The organism is Pseudomonas sp. JL3 (assembly GCF_031570575.1).
GTDB classification, from domain to species: Bacteria; Pseudomonadota; Gammaproteobacteria; order Pseudomonadales; family Pseudomonadaceae; genus Aquipseudomonas; species Aquipseudomonas cucumis.
In genome coordinates this window covers 286,079-305,126 of the sequence record NZ_JAKWJK010000003.1, presented here as the reverse complement: position 1 = coordinate 305,126, position 19,048 = coordinate 286,079, and the positions used below count along the sequence as shown (strand labels likewise).

Below are 19,048 nucleotides of genomic sequence, written 5' to 3'. Positions count from 1 at the left end.
GGTTGAGAGAAAAACTGGCAATTGGAGTGCCTGTTACGGAACGTCTCCTGTGCGGTGCAACAGTGACCCCGATTATTTGAGCAGTTTCTGAAACTCCTCAACCGGCAACGGCCGACTGTGCAAATACCCCTGATACAAATGGCAGCCCAACCCTTGCAAAAACGCCAGTTGCTCCAGGTTTTCCACCCCTTCGGCGATGACTTCCAGCTCCAGACTGCGGGCCATGGCGACGATGGCGCGGATGATTTCGGCATCGTTGGGGTCGGTGGTGGCATCGCGGATGAACGATTGATCGATTTTCAGGGTGTCTACCGGCAGGCGCTTGAGGTAGGTCAGTGAGGAATAACCGGTACCGAAGTCGTCCATGGCAAAGCTCACGCCGAGTTTTTTCAGGCGTCGCATTTTGCTGATGGTGTCGTCCAGGTTCTGGATGACGATGCCTTCGGTGATTTCCAGTTTCAACAACGAGTAGGGTAGGCCATGGCTGCCAAGGCTGTGTTCGATGCGTTCGACGAAATCGTTCTGGCGGAACTGCCGGGGGCTGATGTTCACGCACAGGCTAAAGTCGAGCGGATCGATCAGGCCATTGGCGATCAGGTGTTTGAAGGCCGCGCAGGCTTCGTCGAGGATCCACGTGCCGACTTCCAGAATCAGCCCGCTGTCTTCCAGCACCTTGATGAACTCGGTGGGCGATTGCGCGCCCAGTTGCGGATGATGCCAGCGTACCAGGGCTTCGGCGCCGGTTATGCGGTTGTCGCGGGCGTCCACCTGAGGCTGGTATTGCACGTTGAACTCACCCCGGGAAAGGGCCAGGCGCAGATCGGTTTCCATGCGCAGGCGTTCGCTGGCGGCCTTTTGCATGGTGTTGTGATACATCTGCGTGGTATTGCGGCCCGAGTCCTTGGCGCGGTAGAGGGCGATATCGGCACGTTTGAGCAGGTCGGTCGGGGTCGAGCCGTGGTCGGGGATCAGCGCAATGCCAATGCTCGGTGTTACTTGCAGACGCTGTCCGTCGAGGAACATCGGTTCGGACAGCAGTTCACGCAAGGTGTCCGCCAGCTCCCGGACTTGGGCGCTGACATCGCTGCGCGAGCCTTCCAGACCGCTGAGCAGCACCACGAATTCGTCTCCGCCCAGGCGTGCGACGGTGTCCTCCATGCGCACGCTGGCTTCAAGGCGCGCGGTGATGATCTTCAACACCGTATCGCCTACCGGGTGGCCGAGGGAGTCGTTGATGTGCTTGAAGTGGTCGAGATCGAGGAACATCAGCGCGCCGCGCAGGTTGTGGCGTTTGAGCAGGGCGATCTGCTGGCTCAGACGATCCATCAACAGGGCGCGGTTGGGCAGGTTGGTCAATGGGTCGTGGTAGGCCAGGTGACGGATCTGCGCTTCGGCGTTTTTCAGCAAGCTGACGTCCCGCGCGGTCAACAGCAGGCACGCCGTTTCGTTGAGGGTGATCGGTTCCACCGAGACTTCGACGGTCAGCAACTCGCCGCGTTTGTTGCGCCCGAGCATTTCCAGGTGGTGAACCCGGCCCTTGATCTGTAGTTCCGCCAGCAGCGCCGAGCGTTGTTTCTCTTCAGCCCAGATGCCCACCTGATACACCGTACGGCCGATCACTTCATCGGCGCGGTAGCCAGTCAGACGACAGAAACCATCGTTAACTTCCAGGTAGCGTCCGGTGTCGCGCTCGGTAATGGTGATGGCGTCGGGGCTTGAGTGGAAGGCCTTGGCGAACTTCTCCTCGCTGGCCTTGAGCGCCGCTTCCGAGCGTTGCTGCTGGGTGATGTCGCGCAGAGTGGTGACGATGCACGGCTGGTCGCCGACGCTGATCTGCCGGCTGGAGATCACGCAGGTCAGGGACTGCCCGTCCTTGTGCTGCACGACGATCGCTACATTGTTCAGACCCTGTTCGCGGATGACCCGCTCGATTCGTTGCAGGCTTTTTGCCGAAGCGTCCCACAGGCCGATTTCGTCAGCGCTGCGACCAATCACGTCGGTGGTGCTCCAGCCGAATGTCTGAGTAAAACTGGAATTGATTTCGATGAAATGGCCGGTGTCCTTGCGCGTGACGCAAATCGGGTCCGGGCTGACCTGGAACAAAGTGGCGAATTTCTCTTCTGACGCCACCAGTTGCTGTTCGCGCTCTACCTGATCAGTGATGTCCAGCAATGTGCCGGCCATGCGCAGTGGGTTGCCGTGCTCGTCGCGATAAAGTCTGGCGCGGCTTTCCAGATAGCGCGAACTGCCGTCCTGCAGCTGCACCCGGTACGTCAGTTGATAATTACCGGCCGGGCCTTCGCGCAAGCTGCGGTAGGCGTCGCGCATGGTGCCGCGCTCTTCATCAGGCACTCCTTCAAAAAACGCATCGAAGGATTCATGGAAGGGTTTGGGCTCCAGCCCATGCAACTGGGCGGCCCGTGCCGAGCCGTAAAGCATGCCGCTGGGAATGTGCCAGTCCCAGGTGCCGAGTTGCGCCGAATCCAGGGCCAGGTCGAGGCGTTCCTGGCTGTCTTTGAGGGCGTGCTCGGCAATTTTGCGTTCGGTGGTGTCGAGGAACGTGCTCAGCAGATAGGGCTGACCTTCGAGTTCGACCTTTTGCGCACTGAGGATGCCGTCGTGAACCTGCCCATTGCTGGCGCGAAATTGCACCTCCATGTTGATCAGCTCACCTTTGGCCTTGGTGGCCTTGACCAGTTGCGCCCGTTGCTCCGGGTTGACCCAAAGGCCCAGTTCCAGCGTGGTTCGGCCGATGGCGTCTTGCACCGGCCAGCCGAACAGGCTTTCGAAATACTGGTTGGCTTCGCTGATCAGGCCGTCTTCCTGCCGGGTCAGCAAGACCATGTTCGGGCACAGGTGAAACAGCGTGGCGAAGCGTTTTTCCGAGCTGCTCAGCGCCTGTTCGCGCTGGCGCTGATGGGTGATTTCACGAATGACCCCAATCATTCGCGGACGACCGTTTTTGTCCGGCAGCAGGCTGCCGTTGATTTCCAGCCAGTGCAGGCTGCCGTCGGGCCAGCGGATGCGGTGGTGCATGGCCTGTTCCAGCGGGGCGCCGGCGATCACCGCATTGAAGGCGCGGATGGCTTTCGCCCGATCCTCCTGGGGCAGCAGGTCGAGGTATTCCAGGTCCTCGGGCAACGGTTGCCGGGGATCGAAGCCGAACAACGCCTGAGTACCCCGAGACCAACTGATCTGCCCCCGCTCGATGTCCCAATACCAGGCGCCCAGCCGGGCGCCGTTGAGGGCCGCCAGCAACTGCGGGGCGCTTTCCCAGCTCTGCTCGGACCGTTTGGGGTCAAGTGCCTGAATTCGCGGCATCGGCGGCATACGTTCAACAGATTTGGGCATGGATAACAGGCCTTGGGCTGACTTGGGCGTTAGGCACAGGGTTTTGGGGCTCTATAGGCGTAGCACAAAAAGAAGAAGCACAGCTTAGCCGCGAGTCCTTGGCTGATCGATTTGTGCATCCAGCAGAGCCATGAAGGCCCGTGCCGCGTTCGACAGCGTCCGTTCGGTGTGCAGGATATAGCCTAGCTGGCGAGTGAGCTGTATGCCCGGCAAAGGTATGCGCGCCACTTGATCGTCCAGCATGGTGCGCGGCAAAACGCTCCAGGCGAGGCCGATCGAGACCATCATTTTTATGGTTTCCAGGTAATTCGTGCTCATGGCGATGTTCGGCGTCAGGCCCTGGGCCTCGAACAGGCGCTGCACGATGTGGTGGGTAAAGGTGTTGCCGCCGGGAAAAACCGCAGGGTGCAGGGCAATATCCGCCAGGCTGACCGGACCGTTAGCGATCAGCGAATGCTCCGGGGCGACCACGAAATCCAGCGGGTCGTCCCACACGGGCGTGGCCTTGACCAGTGCGTGGGGCTCCGGTGCAAGAGTGATTACCGCCAGTTCGGCGCGGCCATGGAGGATTTCTTCGTAAGCTACTTCCGAATCGAGGAACTGAATATCCAGCGCCACTTGTGGGTAACGTCGAGTGAACTCCCTTAATAAGGGCGGCAAACGGTGCAGGCCAATGTGATGACTGGTGGCCAATGTCAGACGACCGGAGACTTCGCCGGTCAGGTTGGTCAGGGCGCGGCGGGTGTCATCCAGCACATTGAGGATCTGATAGGCCCGTGGCAGCAGGGCGCGACCCGCTTCGGTCAAGCTGACTTCCCGGCCCAGTCGATCGAACAGCCGCACCTTCAATTGCTGCTCCAGGCCGGCGATGCGTTTGCTGATGGCGGGTTGTGTCAGGTGCAGCCGTTCGCCAGCGCCGGAGAAGCTTCCGGTCTCGGCAATCGCGATAAAAGCATTGAGGTTGGCGAGGTCCATGATGATGTCTCGGTTGTATTCCAGTTGGTTATGCAAAGCATAAAAAATATGAATTTGAGTTATTTAATGTAACCCCCTAGGATCGACCTCACAAGCCAAGGGGTTATTGAAGTTGCTCAAGACCCAGGGCATAGAAACAAGCTGATGAGGAAACCGTCTGATGGCCGGCAAAACGCTCTACGACAAGCTCTGGGATTCGCATTTGGTCAAGCAGCGCGACGATGGCTCGGCGCTGATCTACATCGATCGTCACATCATCCACGAAGTGACCTCACCGCAAGCCTTCGAAGGCCTTCGTCTGGCCGGGCGCAAGCCTTGGCGCATCGATGCCAATATCGCGACCCCGGACCACAACGTTCCGACTACCGCGGAGCGCAAGGGCGGCATCGAAGCGATTGTCGACCAGGTCTCGCGTTTGCAGGTTCAGACCCTCGACGATAACTGTGACGAATACGGCATCGTCGAATTCAAGATGAATGATGTCCGCCAAGGCATCGTCCACGTCATCGGCCCGGAGCAGGGCGCAACCTTGCCGGGCATGACCGTGGTTTGCGGCGACTCCCATACCTCGACCCACGGCGCGTTCGGTGCCCTGGCTCACGGTATTGGCACTTCCGAGGTCGAGCACGTGCTCGCCACTCAGTGCCTGGTCGCGAAAAAGATGAAGAACATGCTGGTGTCCGTCGAAGGCCAATTGCCGTTCGGCGTGACCGCCAAGGACATCGTCCTCGCGGTGATCGGCAAAATTGGCACCGCCGGCGGTAACGGCCACGCCATCGAATTCGCCGGTAGCGCGATTCGCGACTTGTCCGTTGAAGGTCGCATGACCATTTGCAACATGGCGATCGAGGCTGGCGCTCGCGTAGGGCTGGTGGCCGCCGACGAAAAAACCGTGGCTTACGTGAAAGGCCGTCCATTTGCTCCGAAAGGCGCGGAATGGGACTTGGCTGTCGAGGCCTGGAAAGACCTGGTTTCCGACGCGGATGCCAAATTCGACACCATCGTCGAACTCGATGCCACTCAGATCAAACCGCAAGTCAGCTGGGGCACCTCGCCTGAGATGGTCTTGGCTGTCGATCAGAACGTTCCCGATCCTGCGAAGGAAATGGACCTGGTCAAGCGCGATTCCATCGAGCGCGCCTTGAAGTACATGGGTTTGACCGCCAATCAGGCGATCACCGACATTCAGCTGGACCGCGTATTCATTGGCTCCTGCACCAACTCGCGGATCGAAGACCTGCGCGCCGCTGCCGTGATCGCCAAGGGCCGTAAAGTGGCTTCGACCATCAAACAGGCCATCGTGGTGCCGGGTTCGGGGCTGGTGAAGGCTCAAGCCGAATCCGAAGGCCTGGACAAGATTTTTCTCGAGGCGGGTTTTGAATGGCGTGAGCCGGGTTGCTCGATGTGCCTGGCGATGAACCCGGACCGTTTGGAGTCGGGCGAGCATTGCGCCTCGACCTCCAACCGTAACTTCGAAGGCCGTCAGGGCGCCGGTGGCCGTACGCACCTCGTCAGCCCGGCCATGGCCGCCGCCGCCGCGGTGAACGGTCGTTTCGTCGACGTCCGTGAATTGATCTAAAGGAGCGCAGCATGAAAGCTTTTACCCAGCACACTGGTCTTGTCGCGCCTTTGGATCGAGCCAATGTCGACACCGACCAGATCATTCCGAAGCAGTTCTTGAAGTCGATCAAGCGCACCGGTTTCGGTCCGAACCTGTTCGATGAATGGCGTTACCTGGATGTCGGGCAGCCGTATCAGGACAACTCCAAGCGCCCGTTGAACAAGGACTTCGTCCTCAACGCCGAGCGTTATCAAGGTGCGAGCGTATTGCTGGCCCGCGAGAACTTCGGTTGCGGCTCCAGCCGCGAGCACGCGCCGTGGGCGCTGGAAGAATACGGTTTCCGCAGCATCATCGCGCCGAGCTACGCCGACATCTTCTTCAACAACAGCTTCAAGAACGGCTTGTTGCCGATCATCCTGAGCGACGCTGAAGTCGATGAACTGTTCCAGCAGGTTGAGGCGACTCCGGGCTATCAGTTGCAGGTTGATCTGCAAGCCCAGACCGTGACCCGTCCGGATGGCAAGGTGTTGAGCTTCGAGATCGATGCCTTTCGCAAGCACTGCCTGCTCAATGGCCTGGACGATATCGGCCTGACCTTGCAGGACCACGAGGCGATTGCCGCGTTTGAAGCCAAGCATCGGGCGAGCCAGCCGTGGTTGTTTCGTGACGCGTGATTGATCCGGGATTTGTAAGGATAGGACCGGCCTCATCGCGGGCAATCCCGCTCCCACAGGTTTTGTGAACACCACAAATCCCTGTTGGAGCGAGGCTTGCCCGCGAAGAGGCCCGCCAGACAACACAAGGCTAAACCCCAAAAAGGAAGTCCCCATGACCAGCACCGCCCAGCACAGTCAGGTAGTACAAAAGCAATTCGGTGAACAGGCCTCAGCCTATCTGAGCAGCGCCGTACACGCTCAAGGCACTGAATTCGCGCTGCTACAGGCTGAACTGGCGGGGCAGGGCGATGCTCGCGTGCTCGACCTCGGTTGCGGCGCCGGTCATGTGAGCTTTCACGTGGCTTCGCTGGTCAAGGAAGTGGTCGCTTACGATCTGTCTCAGCAGATGCTCGACGTGGTGGCCGCTGCTGCCGTCGATCGCGGCTTGAGCAACGTGTCCACGGTACTGGGTGCCGCCGAGCGCCTGCCATTCGCCGATGGCGAGTTCGATTTCGTTTTCAGCCGGTATTCGGCGCACCATTGGAGCGACCTCGGGCTGGCCTTGCGGGAAGTTCGTCGGGTGTTGAAGCCTGGCGGAGTGGCGGCGTTCATTGATGTATTGTCGCCCGGCAGCCCTCTATTCGACACTTACCTGCAAAGCGTCGAAGTGCTGCGCGACACCAGTCACGTGCGCGATTATTCTGCCGGTGAGTGGTTGCGTCAGGTCAGCGAAGCGGGGTTGCATACCCGCAGCACCACGCGCCAACGGCTGCGCCTTGAATACACCTCCTGGGTTGAGCGCATGCGCACGCCGCAGGTGATGCGCGCGGCGATCCGTGAGTTGCAGCGATCGATGGGCAATGAAGTTCGCGAATATTTTGAGATTGAAGCCGATGGTTCGTTCAGTACAGATGTGCTGGTGCTGATGGCTGAACGATAAGCTCTTCGAGCGATAGAATTTTTCCGGGCATGCCCACGGGCGTGCCGACTGATGACATGAGGAACGCATGAGCAAGCAGATTCTGATTCTCCCGGGTGACGGTATTGGCCCGGAAATCATGGCCGAAGCGGTCAAGGTGCTGGAGCTGGCGAACGACAAGTACAGCCTGGGCTTCGAACTGAGTCATGACGTGATTGGTGGCGCCGCCATCGACAAGCACGGCGTGCCGCTGGCCGACGAAACCCTGGCCCGTGCCCGTGCCGCCGATGCAGTATTGCTGGGCGCCGTGGGCGGTCCGAAATGGGACACCATCGAACGTGACATCCGCCCTGAGCGCGGTCTGCTGAAAATCCGTGCGCAACTGGGCCTGTTCGGTAACCTGCGTCCGGCAATCCTGTACCCGCAACTGGCCGAGGCTTCCAGCCTGAAGGCAGAAATCGTTGCCGGCCTGGACATCCTGATCGTCCGTGAACTGACCGGCGGCATCTACTTCGGCGCGCCACGTGGCGTGCGTGAGCTGGAAAATGGCGAGCGTCAGGCCTACGACACCCTGCCGTACAGCGAAACCGAAATCCGCCGTATCGCCCGTGTCGGTTTCGACATGGCCCGCGTACGTGGCAAGAAGCTGTGCTCGGTGGACAAGGCCAACGTGCTGGCGTCCAGCCAACTGTGGCGTGAAGTCGTCGAGCAAGTGGCCAAGGACTACCCGGACGTCGAACTGAGCCACATGTACGTCGACAACGCCGCCATGCAACTGGTGCGTGCACCGAAGCAATTCGACGTGATCGTCACCGACAACCTGTTCGGCGACATTCTTTCCGACGAAGCGTCGATGCTCACCGGCTCCATCGGCATGCTGCCGTCGGCGTCGCTGGATGCCAACAACAAAGGCATGTACGAGCCGTGCCACGGTTCGGCCCCGGACATCGCTGGCAAGGGCATTGCCAACCCGTTGGCGACCATTCTGTCGGTGTCGATGATGCTGCGTTACAGCTTCAATCTGCAGGATGCGGCCGATGCTATCGAGAAGGCCGTGAGCCTGGTATTGGATCAGGGCCTGCGCACAGGCGACATCTGGTCGGCCGGTTGCACCAAGGTCGGTACGCAGGAAATGGGCGATGCAGTAGTCGCCGCGCTGCGGAATCTGTAATCTCTTTGGCCCGCTGCAACTTTCAACCATGAAAGCAGCGGCCCACTTTTAAGAAGGTGTAGTTGCGATGAAACGTGTAGGTCTGATCGGTTGGCGCGGTATGGTCGGTTCCGTGCTCATGCAGCGGATGCTGGAAGAGCAGGATTTCGATCTTATTGAGCCGGTGTTTTTCACCACTTCCAATGTCGGTGGCCAAGGCCCTTCCGTGGGCAAGGACATTGCTCCGCTCAAGGACGCTTACAGCATTGAAGAGCTGAAAACCCTCGACGTGATTCTGACCTGCCAGGGTGGCGACTACACCAGCGAAGTGTTCCCGAAACTGCGCGAAGCCGGTTGGCAGGGTTACTGGATCGACGCCGCTTCCAGCCTGCGCATGCAGGATGACGCGGTGATCGTGCTGGACCCGGTGAACCGCAAGGTCATCGACCAGCAGCTCGATGCGGGCACCAAGAATTATATCGGCGGCAACTGCACCGTCAGCCTGATGCTGATGGGGCTGGGCGGTCTGTTCGAAGCCGGTCTGGTCGAGTGGATGAGCGCCATGACCTATCAGGCGGCCTCTGGTGGCGGCGCGCAGCACATGCGTGAACTGATCAAGCAAATGGGGGTGACCCATGGCGCTGTAGCCGATCAACTGGCCGATCCGGCCAGCGCGATCCTCGACATCGACCGTCGTGTCGCCGAAGCCATGCGCAGCGACGCGTACCCGACCGAAAACTTCGGCGTACCGCTGGCCGGCAGCCTGATCCCGTGGATCGACAAGGAACTGCCGAACGGTCAGAGCCGTGAAGAGTGGAAGGCCCAGGCCGAGACCAACAAGATCCTCGGTCGCTTCAAGAGCCCGATCCCGGTGGACGGCATCTGCGTGCGCGTCGGCGCCATGCGTTGCCACAGCCAGGCGCTGACCATCAAGCTGAACAAAGATGTGCCAATTGCCGACATCGAAGGGCTGATCAGCCAGCACAACCCATGGGTCAAACTGGTGCCGAACAACCGTGAGATCAGCATGCAGGAGCTGAGCCCTACAAAGGTTACCGGTACCCTGAACGTGCCGGTTGGCCGTCTGCGCAAGCTGAACATGGGGTCGCAGTTCGTCGGTGCCTTCACCGTCGGCGACCAACTGCTGTGGGGTGCGGCCGAACCGCTGCGTCGCATGCTGCGGATCCTGCTTGAGCGTTGATCTGTTGAAGTAATGAAAGAGCCCGTGCCTTGAAAGAGGTGCGGGTTTTTTTTTGCCCACCGATCGTTCCCTCGCTCTGCGTGGGAATGCCGTCATGGACGCTCTGCGTCCGCTCTTGAAGCGGTGACGCGGAGCGTCACGGGATGCATTCCCACACGGAGCGTGGGAACGATCAGGATGGCGTGAATTGCCTCACTGCCAACCACCCGGTAAAGTGCCGCACCCCCCGTTTCGCCAGAGGTAGAACCATGAGCCAGTCCTTTGATATTGCCGTGATCGGCGCCACCGGTACTGTCGGCGAAACACTCGTCCAGATTCTCGAAGAGCGGGATTTTCCGGTCGGTAACCTGCACCTGCTGGCGAGCAGTGAATCAGCCGGGCATTCGGTACCGTTTCGCGGCAAGAACGTGCGGGTACGGGAAGTCGATGAATTCGATTTCAGCAAAGTCCAGTTGGTGTTCTTTGCCGCCGGCCCGGCGGTGACCCTCAGTTTCGCTCCGCGTGCCACGGCCGCCGGTTGCTCGCTGATTGACCTGTCCGGCGCCTTGCCGGCCGATCAGGCGCCGCAGGTGGTGCCTGAGGCCAACGCTGAAATTCTGGCCGGTCTGAAAAAGCCCTTCCAGGTCAGTAGCCCAAGCCCTTCGGCCGCGACGCTGGCGGTGGTGCTGGCGCCATTGCTCGGTTTGCTCGACCTGCAACGCGTCAGCCTGACAGCGTGCCTGGCGGTTTCTGCCCAAGGCCGCGAAGCCGTCACCGAGCTGGCTCGACAAACCGCCGAGCTGCTCAATGTGCGCCCGCTGGAGCCGAAGTTCTTCGACCGGCAGATGGCTTTCAACCTGTTGGCGCAAGTCGGTAAACCTGATGATCAGGGCCATACGCTGCTGGAAAAACGTCTGGTGCGCGAGCTGCGTCAGGTCATGGTGCTACCTTCATTAAAGATTTCCGTCACTTGCATTCAAGCTCCGGTGTTTTTCGGCGATAGCTTTAGCGTGACCTTGCAGTCATCGAGCGCTGTGGATCTGGCGAAAGTCAACGCGGCACTGGACGCGGCACCCGGCATCGAACTGGTCGAGGCGGGCGATTACCCGACCCCGGTAGGCGATGCGGTAGGGCAGGACGTGGTTTACGTTGGTCGGGTTCGCGGCGGGATCGACGACCCGGCGGAACTTAATATGTGGCTGACGTCAGATAACGTACGCAAAGGGGCTGCGCTCAATGCTGTGCAGGTGGCTGAATTGTTGATAAAAGACCTGCTGTAAAAGATACTTGGCAACAATTTATCGAATGATTCCCGCCGAGCGTCATGCTTGGCCGGAATGCTTAAGGTGAGCCACCCCGCAGGGCTTCCCATTGCATGAATGAAATGATCGCGCGCGACGACCCTTCGTCGCCGCGCGCAATGCCTTACGGCAGCGGCAATCAACACCTTCTCGCTGGCCGAGGAATGTTCAAACAAAGGAAGAGGTTATGGTTCAAGTTCGCAAACTGGTGTTAGCAATAGCGGCCGCCTCGGCGCTGTCCTCCGGTATGGCGCATGCCCTCGGGCTCGGGGAACTGACCCTGAAATCGACGCTGAACCAGCCTCTGGTCGCAGAAATCGAGTTGCTCGACGTCAAGGACCTCACGTCTGCCGAAGTGGTGCCGAGCCTGGCCTCGCCCGAAGATTTCGCCAAGGCCGGTGTCGATCGCCAGGCGTTTCTCAATGACCTGACCTTCACCCCGGTGCTTAACGCCAGCGGCAAAAGCATCCTGCGCGTCACGTCCAGCAAACCGCTGTCCGAACCGATGGTGAAATTCCTGGTTCAGGTGATGTGGCCCAACGGTCGTCTGCTGCGCGATTACAGTGTGCTGCTTGACCCGTCCAAATTCTCGCCGCAGACCGCTGATGCCGCCGCGCAACCGGCGCCAGCCCAAACGGTGACCGCGCCGGTTACCGGTGCGACCAAATCGTCGCAATACACCACCACAGCGCGCGATACCCTGTGGGAAATCGCCGCGAAGGCGCGTAACGGCGGTTCGATTCAGCAGACCATGCTGGCCATCCAGGCGCTGAACCCGGATGCGTTCATCGACGGCAACATCAACCGACTGAAAACCGGTCAGGTGTTGCGTCTGCCTGATCAGGTGCAGAGCACCAACCTGCCACAACCCAAGGCCATTGCTGAGGTCGCCGCGCAGAACACCGCGTGGCGTCAGGGCCGCCGCTACGTGGCGAAACCGGGAACCGGTCAGCAGCAACTCGACGCCACCAAGCGTGCTCGCGGTGAAGATGCTTCGTCGCAAGCCGCCACAGACAAACTGAGCCTGGTTTCTGCCGATACCGGCAAGGGGGGCAAAGGTGCTGCTGGTGATGCGAAAGCGTTGAGTAACAAACTGGCCGTCACCCAGGAAAGCCTCGACACCACTCGTCGTGACAACGCTGAACTGAAAAGCCGCATGAGCGATCTGCAGAGTCAGCTGGATAAGCTGCAACGCCTGATCGAACTGAAGAACAACCAATTGGCCAAGTTGCAGGCCGAAGGCGGCGCGGACGCACCGGCGACAGCTCCGACCGCTCCGGCGATGTCAGCCGAGCTGGCGGCCAACCCTGCGGCAACGCCTGCGGACGCAGCTCCGGCACCTGCGCCAGAGACTGCTGCACCAGAAGCTGTTCCGGCACCAGCCGTCGAGCCAGCGCCTGCAACATCCGATGATCAGAAATTCAACGAGCTGCTGACCAACCCGATCCTGCTGGGGTTGGTGGGTGGCGGTGCGGTGGTTCTGCTGCTCTTGTTGCTGTTGTTGGCCCGTCGCCGCAAAGCCCAGCAAGAGGCCGAGAAGCATCTGCGCATGGCCCGTGCCTTGGAGGAGGAGCAAGAGTTCTCCGTCGACCAAGACCTGCCAGAAAGCAGCTTCGAAGGCCTGGAAGTTCCGCCGCCGAGCGTGAAACTCGCGACCGCGCCAACACCTGCGCCCACACCGGCCCCGGTGATTGCTCCAGTTGTGGTGACGCCGCCGATCGCTGCGCCACTGGTATCGCCTGCCGCCGAGCGTTCCGAGCGTTCCGACGACGTACTGGCTCAGGCGCAGTCGCACATTGCAGGCGGTCGTCTGAATCAGGCCGCCGCCTTGCTGGAAAACGCTATCAAGCAAGAGCCGCAACGCAGTGACCTGCGTCTGAAGCTGATGGAAGTCTACGGTCAGCAGGGCGACCGCGATGCGTTCGTCGCCCAGGAGCGTCAACTGGTGGCCAACGGCGATAACTTCGCCCGGGTCGAAGAGTTGAAAAGCCGCTTCCCGGCCATGGCTGTTGTGGCGGCCAGCGGTCTGGCTGCCGCCGCCATCGCCGCCGAACTGGACGCGCAATACGTCAAGGATCTGCTGCTGGACGAGCCGCAAGCCCCGGAACCGGCATTGTCCGACTTCGACAGCGCCTTCGATTTGAGCCTGGACGATCTGGAGGCGGCTACTCCGATCGCGCCTGCCGTTGCGGCGGAACCAGAGCCAGCACCAGAGCCGGAGCCAACACCGGCACCAGAAGCTCTGGCTGAGCTGGACGAATTTCCGCTGGACGACGATCTGAGCTTTGAGTCGGTGTTGCAGCAACAGACTGAAATCAAGGAAAACCTCGACGATCTGTCGGACTTCGATCTGGACATGGATCTGGGCGGCAATGCCTCCCCGGCAACCTTGGCCGAAGACGACTTCCTGCTGAGTCTGGATGAAGACCTCAAGGACTTGCCTGCTGCCGAAGCGCCACCCGTGACCGAGCCAACGCTCGATGATTTGGAGCTGCCTGCGGATTTCGACCTGTCACTGGCCGATGAAATGGACGCCGCCCCGGATCAGCCTGACGCCTTTGAAAGCGAACTCAACGACGTCAACGCCGAGTTGGATCGTTTGTCCCAGAGCCTCGGTGAGCCAAGCTTCACCGCCGAAGACGCTTTGGCCTCCGCGGCCGATGAGCCGGACTTCGACTTCCTCTCCGGCACCGATGAAGTCGCCACCAAACTCGACCTGGCCCAGGCCTACATCGACATGGGCGACAACGACGGCGCTCGGGACATCCTCAATGAGGTAGTGACCGAAGGCGATGCTGGCCAGAAGAGCGAAGCCAAGGAAATGCTCTCGCGTCTGGCATGAGTCATCGGTAAGGCATAAACAAAAACGGCAGCCCATCGAGGCTGCCGTTTTTGTTTGAGTAGTGATGTGAGGCGAACCGTCAGATTCGACATCAATGTCGACAGTTACGCCGTCATCGCGGGCAAGCCCGCTCCCACAAGGAATTGGTGTCGGATACAAACAATGCGAATAGCCCCGATCCTGTGGGGGCGGGCTTGCCCGCGATGGGGGTCTCAGTCCCAGTACAAATCCCGACCCGACAATTCACAATAAACACGCAGCTCTGACATCCCGGCCAAGCGGCCTTATAATGCCTGCCTTCGCGTAAATCAGCAGGCTGTCACCCCTTGGCAAATATAGATAATCCGGCCGCCGAAATGGCGGCCGACGGCTTTTTCCGGATCGCGTTGGGCGTTGAGTACAAAGGTTCGCGCTATCGCGGCTGGCAGCGTCAGGCCTCCGGTGTGGCCACAGTGCAGGAAACCCTCGAAAAGGCCTTGTCCAAAGTCGCCGACTCACCGGTGTCGCTGCATTGCGCAGGGCGTACCGACGCCGGTGTGCATGCTTGCGGGCAAGTGGTGCATTTCGATACCCAGGTCGAGCGTTCGATGAAGGCCTGGGTCATGGGTGCCAATATCAATTTGCCGCATGACATCAGTGTCAGTTGGGCCAAGGTCATGCCGGCGGATTTTCATGCGCGATTCAAGGCCATCGCCCGTCGTTATCGTTATGTGATCTACAACGATCAGATCCGCCCGGCACACCTGAACGATGAAATCACCTGGAACCATCGCCCGCTGGACGTCGAGCGCATGTCCGAGGCCGCGCAATACCTGGTCGGCACCCACGACTTCAGCGCATTTCGCGCCGGTCAGTGCCAGGCCAAGTCGCCGATCAAGGAGCTGCATCACCTGCGCGTCACCCGCCACGGCAAAATGATTGTGCTGGATATCCGCGCCAGCGCGTTCCTGCACCACATGGTGCGTAACATCGCAGGCGTGCTGATGACCATCGGTGCCGGCGAGCGTCCCGTGGAGTGGATGAAGGAAGTCCTGGAAAGTCGTGTGCGTCGTTCCGGCGGGGTGACGGCCCATCCGTTTGGCCTGTATCTGGTACAGGTCGAGTATCGCGATGAGTTTGAATTGCCCGAGCGTTACATAGGCCCACACTTCCTGACAGGCTTCTCGGAACTTGACGGCTGACGCCTTCGAACGGTTTTGTTACCATCCGGGACTTTCCCGGATTTGTCCTGAGGTTCTATCGACATGTCAGCCGTTCGCAGCAAAATTTGTGGGATTACCCGCATAGAGGATGCGTTGGCGGCGGTCGAGGCCGGGGCCGATGCCATCGGATTTGTGTTCTACGCCAAAAGCCCGCGGGCTGTGACGTTCCAGCAGGCGAGGGCGATCATCAAGGCCTTGCCGCCGTTCGTGACCACCGTGGGGTTGTTCGTCAATGCCAGCCGCTGCGAGTTGGGGGAAATCCTCGATGCCGTGCCGCTGGACCTGCTGCAGTTCCATGGTGACGAGACCGCGGCCGACTGTGAAGGCTGGCACCGGCCCTACATCAAGGCGTTGCGGGTCAAGGCAGGCGACGACATCGCAGCAGCTTGCGATGCCTACGCCAGTGCCAGCGGAATCCTGCTCGACACTTACGTTGAAGGCATTCCCGGCGGAACCGGTGAAGCGTTCGACTGGTCTCTGATACCGCAAGGCCTGAGCAAGCCGATCATCCTGGCGGGCGGCTTGACACCGGACAACGTCGCCGAAGCGATTGCCCGGGTTCGGCCTTACGCGGTGGACGTCAGCGGTGGAGTAGAGGCGAGCAAGGGCATCAAGGATCACGCAAAGATTCAGGCATTCATCAAAGCGGTACATCGGAGCTCGTAGGAGCTGTCGAGTGAAACGAGGCTGCGATCTTTGACTTTGTTTTTTACATGCAAGATCAAAAGATCGCAGCCTCGCTTCACTCGACAGCTCCCACGTTGATGTGACGGCTGGCACACTGCCGCCGTCCACAGGCATGGCTGAGGATATTTGGGGTTGTACGCAGGTCACATCTCGCTGACCCGGCAAGCCATCGATCATCGCCACACATATGAATTTAGCTCAAGGGCATACGCGGGGCTGCGAACCAGAGCGTTCGGGCCGCCGGTACTGGAGAAAGAAAGCATGAGCAACTGGTTAGTAGACAAACTGATCCCTTCGATCATGCGTTCCGAGGTCAAGAAGAGCTCGGTGCCTGAAGGTCTGTGGCACAAATGCCCGTCTTGCGAGGCGGTGCTGTATCGTCCAGAGCTGGAAAAGACCCTGGATGTTTGCCCCAAGTGCAACCACCACATGCGTATCGGCGCGCGCGCGCGCATCGACATCTTCCTCGACGCTGATGGTCGTGCCGAACTGGGCGCGGACCTGGAGCCGGTTGACCGTCTGAAATTCCGTGACGGCAAGAAGTACAAGGATCGCCTGACCGCTGCGCAAAAGCAGACCGGCGAAAAAGATGCACTGATCTCCATGAGCGGTACCTTGCTGGGCATGCCGGTCGTGGTATCGGCCTTCGAATTCTCCTTCATGGGCGGCTCGATGGGCGCCATCGTCGGTGAGCGCTTCGTGCGCGCTGCCAACTACGCCCTGGAAAACCGCTGCCCGATGATCTGCTTTGCCGCCTCCGGTGGTGCGCGGATGCAGGAAGCACTGATCTCCCTGATGCAAATGGCCAAGACCTCAGCGGTGCTGGCGCGTCTGCGTGAAGAAGGCATTCCGTTTATCTCGGTACTGACCGACCCGGTCTACGGCGGTGTTTCCGCCAGTCTGGCGATGCTCGGCGACGTAATCGTTGGTGAGCCAAAAGCCCTGATCGGTTTCGCCGGCCCGCGCGTTATCGAACAAACCGTTCGCGAAAAACTGCCGGAAGGCTTCCAGCGCAGTGAGTTCCTGCTGGAGCACGGCGCGATCGACATGATCATTCACCGTCAGGAACTGCGCCCGCGTCTGGGCAACCTGCTGGCACAAATGATGGGCTTGCCGACGCCAAAATTCGTCGCCGCGCCGATTGAGCCGATCGTTGTTCCGCCGGTGCCTGCCAACATATGACCCAACGCACCCTTGGCGAGTGGCTCGCCTACCTTGAACAGTTGCATCCTTCGGCGATCGACATGGGGCTGGAGCGTTCGCAACAGGTAGCGTCCCGCATGGGACTGGGCAAACCGGCGCCTCGGGTGATCACGGTTACTGGCACCAACGGCAAGGGTTCTACCTGCGCATTCGTGGCTTCATTGCTGCGGGCGCAGGGCCTGAACGTCGGTGTCTACAATTCTCCGCACCTGCTGCGTTACAACGAGCGGGTGCAGGTCAATGGTGTCGAAGCCACCGACGCCGAGCTGTGCGAAGCCTTCGCTGCGGTCGAGGCCGGTCGTGGCGACACTTCCCTGACTTACTTCGAAATGGGCACCCTGGCGGCGTTCTGGCTGTTTCAACAGGCAGGGCTTGATGCGGTGGTGCTGGAAGTGGGTCTGGGTGGTCGTCTGGACACGGTCAATGTGGTCGATGCGGACATGGCGCTGGTCACCAGCATCGGCGTCGATCATGCGGATTACCTGGGTGATACCCGTGAGTCCGTGGCTTACGAAAAAGCCGGCATTTTTCGCCAAGGCGCGCCTGCGCTCTGTGGCGATCTGAATCCCCCCCAACCTTTACTGGATAAAGCGCGCGAGCTCAATTGCCCGTTTTTTCTGCGTGGGCGCGATTTCGACCTGAGTATCACCGATCACAACTGGCAATGGCGCGGCCTTGATGCTCAAGGGCGTGCAGTCGAGTTGCATGATCTGCCATTGCTCGATCTGCCGATGGAGAATGCCGCATTGGCACTGCAGGCTTACCTGCTGCTCGGTATGCCTTGGGTAGATGCACAGATTATTGAAGCCCTGAAAGCGACACGCGTGGTCGGTCGTCTCGATCGCCGTCAGTTCGACTGGCAGGGCAAGCGTCTGAATGTGTTGCTGGACGTGGGGCACAACCCCCATGCGGCAGAATACCTGGCCCGTCGTCTGGCCAGTCGACCGCCGGCCGGCAAGCGTCTGGCGGTGTTCGGGTTGTTGGCGGACAAGGATCTGGATGGTGTTGTCGGTGAATTGAATGCTAGTGTCCAGCATTGGGCTGTCGCCCCGCTGGATTCGCCGAGGGCGCGGCCCGTTGAGCAGTTGCACGCGGCGTTGCAGAATCTTGGCGCCTCGGTAACGTCTTATGACAGTGTGGCCGCCGCCTTGGAAGGGCAGTGCGCGCAGGCGACGAACGACGACGAAATTCTGTTGTTCGGATCATTTTATTGTGTCGCCGAGGCCCTTGAATGGCTGGCCCGGCACTCCACGGAGGAAGCGGCAAATGGCTTTGCTGGATAAGGCGTACAAGCAGCGCATGGTCGGTGCCCTGGTGCTGGTGGCGCTGGCGGTGATTTTCCTGCCAATGCTGTTTTCCCGTCAGGACGAACAGCGCCAGGTGAGGGTCGATGCGCCGGCCGCACCGCAAGCGCCGGCTCTGCCGCAAGTGCAGGTCGAGCCGGTGGTGGTGCCTGAACCGCAGGCATTGCCGCAGGAACCTGTGCCAAGCGATGACGAAATTGCCGCGCAGCAAGTACCGTCAACACCGATTGCCCCAAGTGCTCCTGTGGCACCAGCGCCGCCAGCCCCGTCGGCTCCCAAACCGGTCACGCCACCTCCGGCGCCAGTCGCCAAGCCTGTACCGGCACCTGCCCAGCCAATTACTGCCGCACCGAGCAAGCCGGCTACCACCCCGAGCCGCGTCGATGCCAATGGCCTGTCGGTCAGTTGGTCGGTGCAACTGGCGAGCCTGACGAGTCGAGAAAGCGCTGAAAGTTTGCAGAAAACCCTGCGCAGCCAAGGCTATAACGCCTATATCCGCTCCGCCGATGGCAAGAATCGGGTATTCGTCGGGCCGCTGATCGAGCGCGCGGAAGCCGATCGTCTGCGTGACTTGTTGAGTCGCCAACAGAACCTCAAGGGCTTTGTGGTACGTTTTCAGCCTGAGCGTGGTTAAAACTATCGCCCCGATTTGAAAAGCACTGATAATCTCAGCTTACCGACAGCCATGGGCTCTGCTAAAATGCGCCGCCTTATCTG

General features: G+C 60.2%; 14 protein-coding genes. 12 read left to right on the top strand and 2 right to left on the bottom strand.

Going from position 1 to position 19,048, the window contains the following annotated elements; all coding sequences use genetic code 11:
* Nucleotides 1–72: 72 nt before the first annotated feature.
* Together MMG91_RS07780 and MMG91_RS07775 are read right to left on the bottom strand one after the other, a co-directional pair.
* Nucleotides 73–3,351, bottom strand: coding sequence for a PAS domain S-box protein (locus tag MMG91_RS07780; RefSeq protein ID WP_310659259.1), 3,279 nt, complete (start codon nucleotides 3,349–3,351; stop codon nucleotides 73–75).
* An 84-nt stretch (nucleotides 3,352–3,435) separates the two neighbouring features.
* Nucleotides 3,436–4,326: a LysR family transcriptional regulator gene (locus MMG91_RS07775; protein WP_310659258.1), complete on the bottom strand. Its 891-nt coding sequence runs from the start codon at nucleotides 4,324–4,326 to the stop codon at nucleotides 3,436–3,438.
* A 160-nt stretch (nucleotides 4,327–4,486) separates the two neighbouring features.
* Between MMG91_RS07775 and leuC the strand changes: the two genes are divergently transcribed.
* The 12 genes from leuC to MMG91_RS07715 all read left to right on the top strand — a co-directional run bounded on the left by leuC (nucleotide 4,487) and on the right by MMG91_RS07715 (nucleotide 18,965).
* Nucleotides 4,487–5,905 carry a 3-isopropylmalate dehydratase large subunit gene (leuC, locus tag MMG91_RS07770; protein ID WP_305505690.1) on the top strand — a complete coding sequence of 473 codons (1,419 nt, stop codon included), beginning with the start codon at nucleotides 4,487–4,489 and terminating at the stop codon, nucleotides 5,903–5,905.
* A gap of 11 nt (nucleotides 5,906–5,916) precedes the next feature.
* Nucleotides 5,917–6,561 carry a 3-isopropylmalate dehydratase small subunit gene (gene leuD / locus MMG91_RS07765; RefSeq protein WP_253554045.1) on the top strand — a complete coding sequence of 215 codons (645 nt, stop codon included), beginning with the start codon at nucleotides 5,917–5,919 and terminating at the stop codon, nucleotides 6,559–6,561.
* A 154-nt stretch (nucleotides 6,562–6,715) separates the two neighbouring features.
* Nucleotides 6,716–7,483: a class I SAM-dependent methyltransferase gene (locus MMG91_RS07760; protein ID WP_310659257.1), complete on the top strand. Its 768-nt coding sequence runs from the start codon at nucleotides 6,716–6,718 to the stop codon at nucleotides 7,481–7,483.
* A 67-nt stretch (nucleotides 7,484–7,550) separates the two neighbouring features.
* Nucleotides 7,551–8,633, top strand: coding sequence for a 3-isopropylmalate dehydrogenase (gene leuB, locus MMG91_RS07755; RefSeq protein ID WP_008007203.1), 1,083 nt, complete (start codon nucleotides 7,551–7,553; stop codon nucleotides 8,631–8,633).
* A gap of 67 nt (nucleotides 8,634–8,700) precedes the next feature.
* Nucleotides 8,701–9,813 carry an aspartate-semialdehyde dehydrogenase gene (asd, locus tag MMG91_RS07750; RefSeq protein WP_038980075.1) on the top strand — a complete coding sequence of 371 codons (1,113 nt, stop codon included), beginning with the start codon at nucleotides 8,701–8,703 and terminating at the stop codon, nucleotides 9,811–9,813.
* 248 nt (nucleotides 9,814–10,061) lie between these two features.
* Nucleotides 10,062–11,072, top strand: a complete 1,011-nt coding sequence (locus MMG91_RS07745) for an aspartate-semialdehyde dehydrogenase (protein WP_305449030.1) — start codon at nucleotides 10,062–10,064, stop codon at nucleotides 11,070–11,072.
* A gap of 208 nt (nucleotides 11,073–11,280) precedes the next feature.
* On the top strand, nucleotides 11,281–13,935 hold the full coding sequence (locus tag MMG91_RS07740) for a FimV/HubP family polar landmark protein (RefSeq protein ID WP_310659256.1): 2,655 nt from the start codon (nucleotides 11,281–11,283) through the stop codon (nucleotides 13,933–13,935).
* A gap of 356 nt (nucleotides 13,936–14,291) precedes the next feature.
* Nucleotides 14,292–15,116, top strand: coding sequence for a tRNA pseudouridine(38-40) synthase TruA (gene truA, locus MMG91_RS07735; protein ID WP_305506799.1), 825 nt, complete (start codon nucleotides 14,292–14,294; stop codon nucleotides 15,114–15,116).
* Nucleotides 15,117–15,179: 63 nt separating this feature from the next.
* Nucleotides 15,180–15,803, top strand: coding sequence for a phosphoribosylanthranilate isomerase (locus MMG91_RS07730; RefSeq protein ID WP_305449032.1), 624 nt, complete (start codon nucleotides 15,180–15,182; stop codon nucleotides 15,801–15,803).
* A gap of 282 nt (nucleotides 15,804–16,085) precedes the next feature.
* Entirely contained in the window at nucleotides 16,086–17,006 is a 921-nt protein-coding gene (gene accD / locus MMG91_RS07725; RefSeq protein ID WP_007905946.1) for an acetyl-CoA carboxylase, carboxyltransferase subunit beta, read from the top strand.
* A complete protein-coding gene (folC, locus tag MMG91_RS07720; protein WP_310659255.1) occupies nucleotides 17,003–18,310 on the top strand; it encodes a bifunctional tetrahydrofolate synthase/dihydrofolate synthase in 1,308 nt (435 codons plus the stop codon). Before accD ends, folC begins: the two co-directional genes overlap by 4 nt.
* Nucleotides 18,294–18,965 carry an SPOR domain-containing protein gene (locus MMG91_RS07715; protein WP_305449034.1) on the top strand — a complete coding sequence of 224 codons (672 nt, stop codon included), beginning with the start codon at nucleotides 18,294–18,296 and terminating at the stop codon, nucleotides 18,963–18,965. The genes folC and MMG91_RS07715 overlap by 17 nt, the downstream gene beginning before the upstream one ends.
* Nucleotides 18,966–19,048 lie beyond the last annotated feature (83 nt).

Excerpts from the sequence above, each read along its gene's own strand:
- MMG91_RS07780 (WP_310659259.1), bottom strand. The coding sequence starts at position 3,351 with ATGCCCAAATCTGTTGAACGTATGCCGCCGATGCCGCGAATTCAGGCA.
- MMG91_RS07775 (WP_310659258.1), bottom strand. The coding sequence starts at position 4,326 with ATGGACCTCGCCAACCTCAATGCTTTTATCGCGATTGCCGAGACCGGA.
- leuC (WP_305505690.1), top strand. The coding sequence starts at position 4,487 with ATGGCCGGCAAAACGCTCTACGACAAGCTCTGGGATTCGCATTTGGTC.
- leuD (WP_253554045.1), top strand. The coding sequence starts at position 5,917 with ATGAAAGCTTTTACCCAGCACACTGGTCTTGTCGCGCCTTTGGATCGA.
- MMG91_RS07760 (WP_310659257.1), top strand. The coding sequence starts at position 6,716 with ATGACCAGCACCGCCCAGCACAGTCAGGTAGTACAAAAGCAATTCGGT.
- leuB (WP_008007203.1), top strand. The coding sequence starts at position 7,551 with ATGAGCAAGCAGATTCTGATTCTCCCGGGTGACGGTATTGGCCCGGAA.
- asd (WP_038980075.1), top strand. The coding sequence starts at position 8,701 with ATGAAACGTGTAGGTCTGATCGGTTGGCGCGGTATGGTCGGTTCCGTG.
- MMG91_RS07745 (WP_305449030.1), top strand. The coding sequence starts at position 10,062 with ATGAGCCAGTCCTTTGATATTGCCGTGATCGGCGCCACCGGTACTGTC.
- MMG91_RS07740 (WP_310659256.1), top strand. The coding sequence starts at position 11,281 with ATGGTTCAAGTTCGCAAACTGGTGTTAGCAATAGCGGCCGCCTCGGCG.
- truA (WP_305506799.1), top strand. The coding sequence starts at position 14,292 with ATGGCGGCCGACGGCTTTTTCCGGATCGCGTTGGGCGTTGAGTACAAA.
- MMG91_RS07730 (WP_305449032.1), top strand. The coding sequence starts at position 15,180 with ATGTCAGCCGTTCGCAGCAAAATTTGTGGGATTACCCGCATAGAGGAT.
- accD (WP_007905946.1), top strand. The coding sequence starts at position 16,086 with ATGAGCAACTGGTTAGTAGACAAACTGATCCCTTCGATCATGCGTTCC.
- folC (WP_310659255.1), top strand. The coding sequence starts at position 17,003 with ATGACCCAACGCACCCTTGGCGAGTGGCTCGCCTACCTTGAACAGTTG.
- MMG91_RS07715 (WP_305449034.1), top strand. The coding sequence starts at position 18,294 with ATGGCTTTGCTGGATAAGGCGTACAAGCAGCGCATGGTCGGTGCCCTG.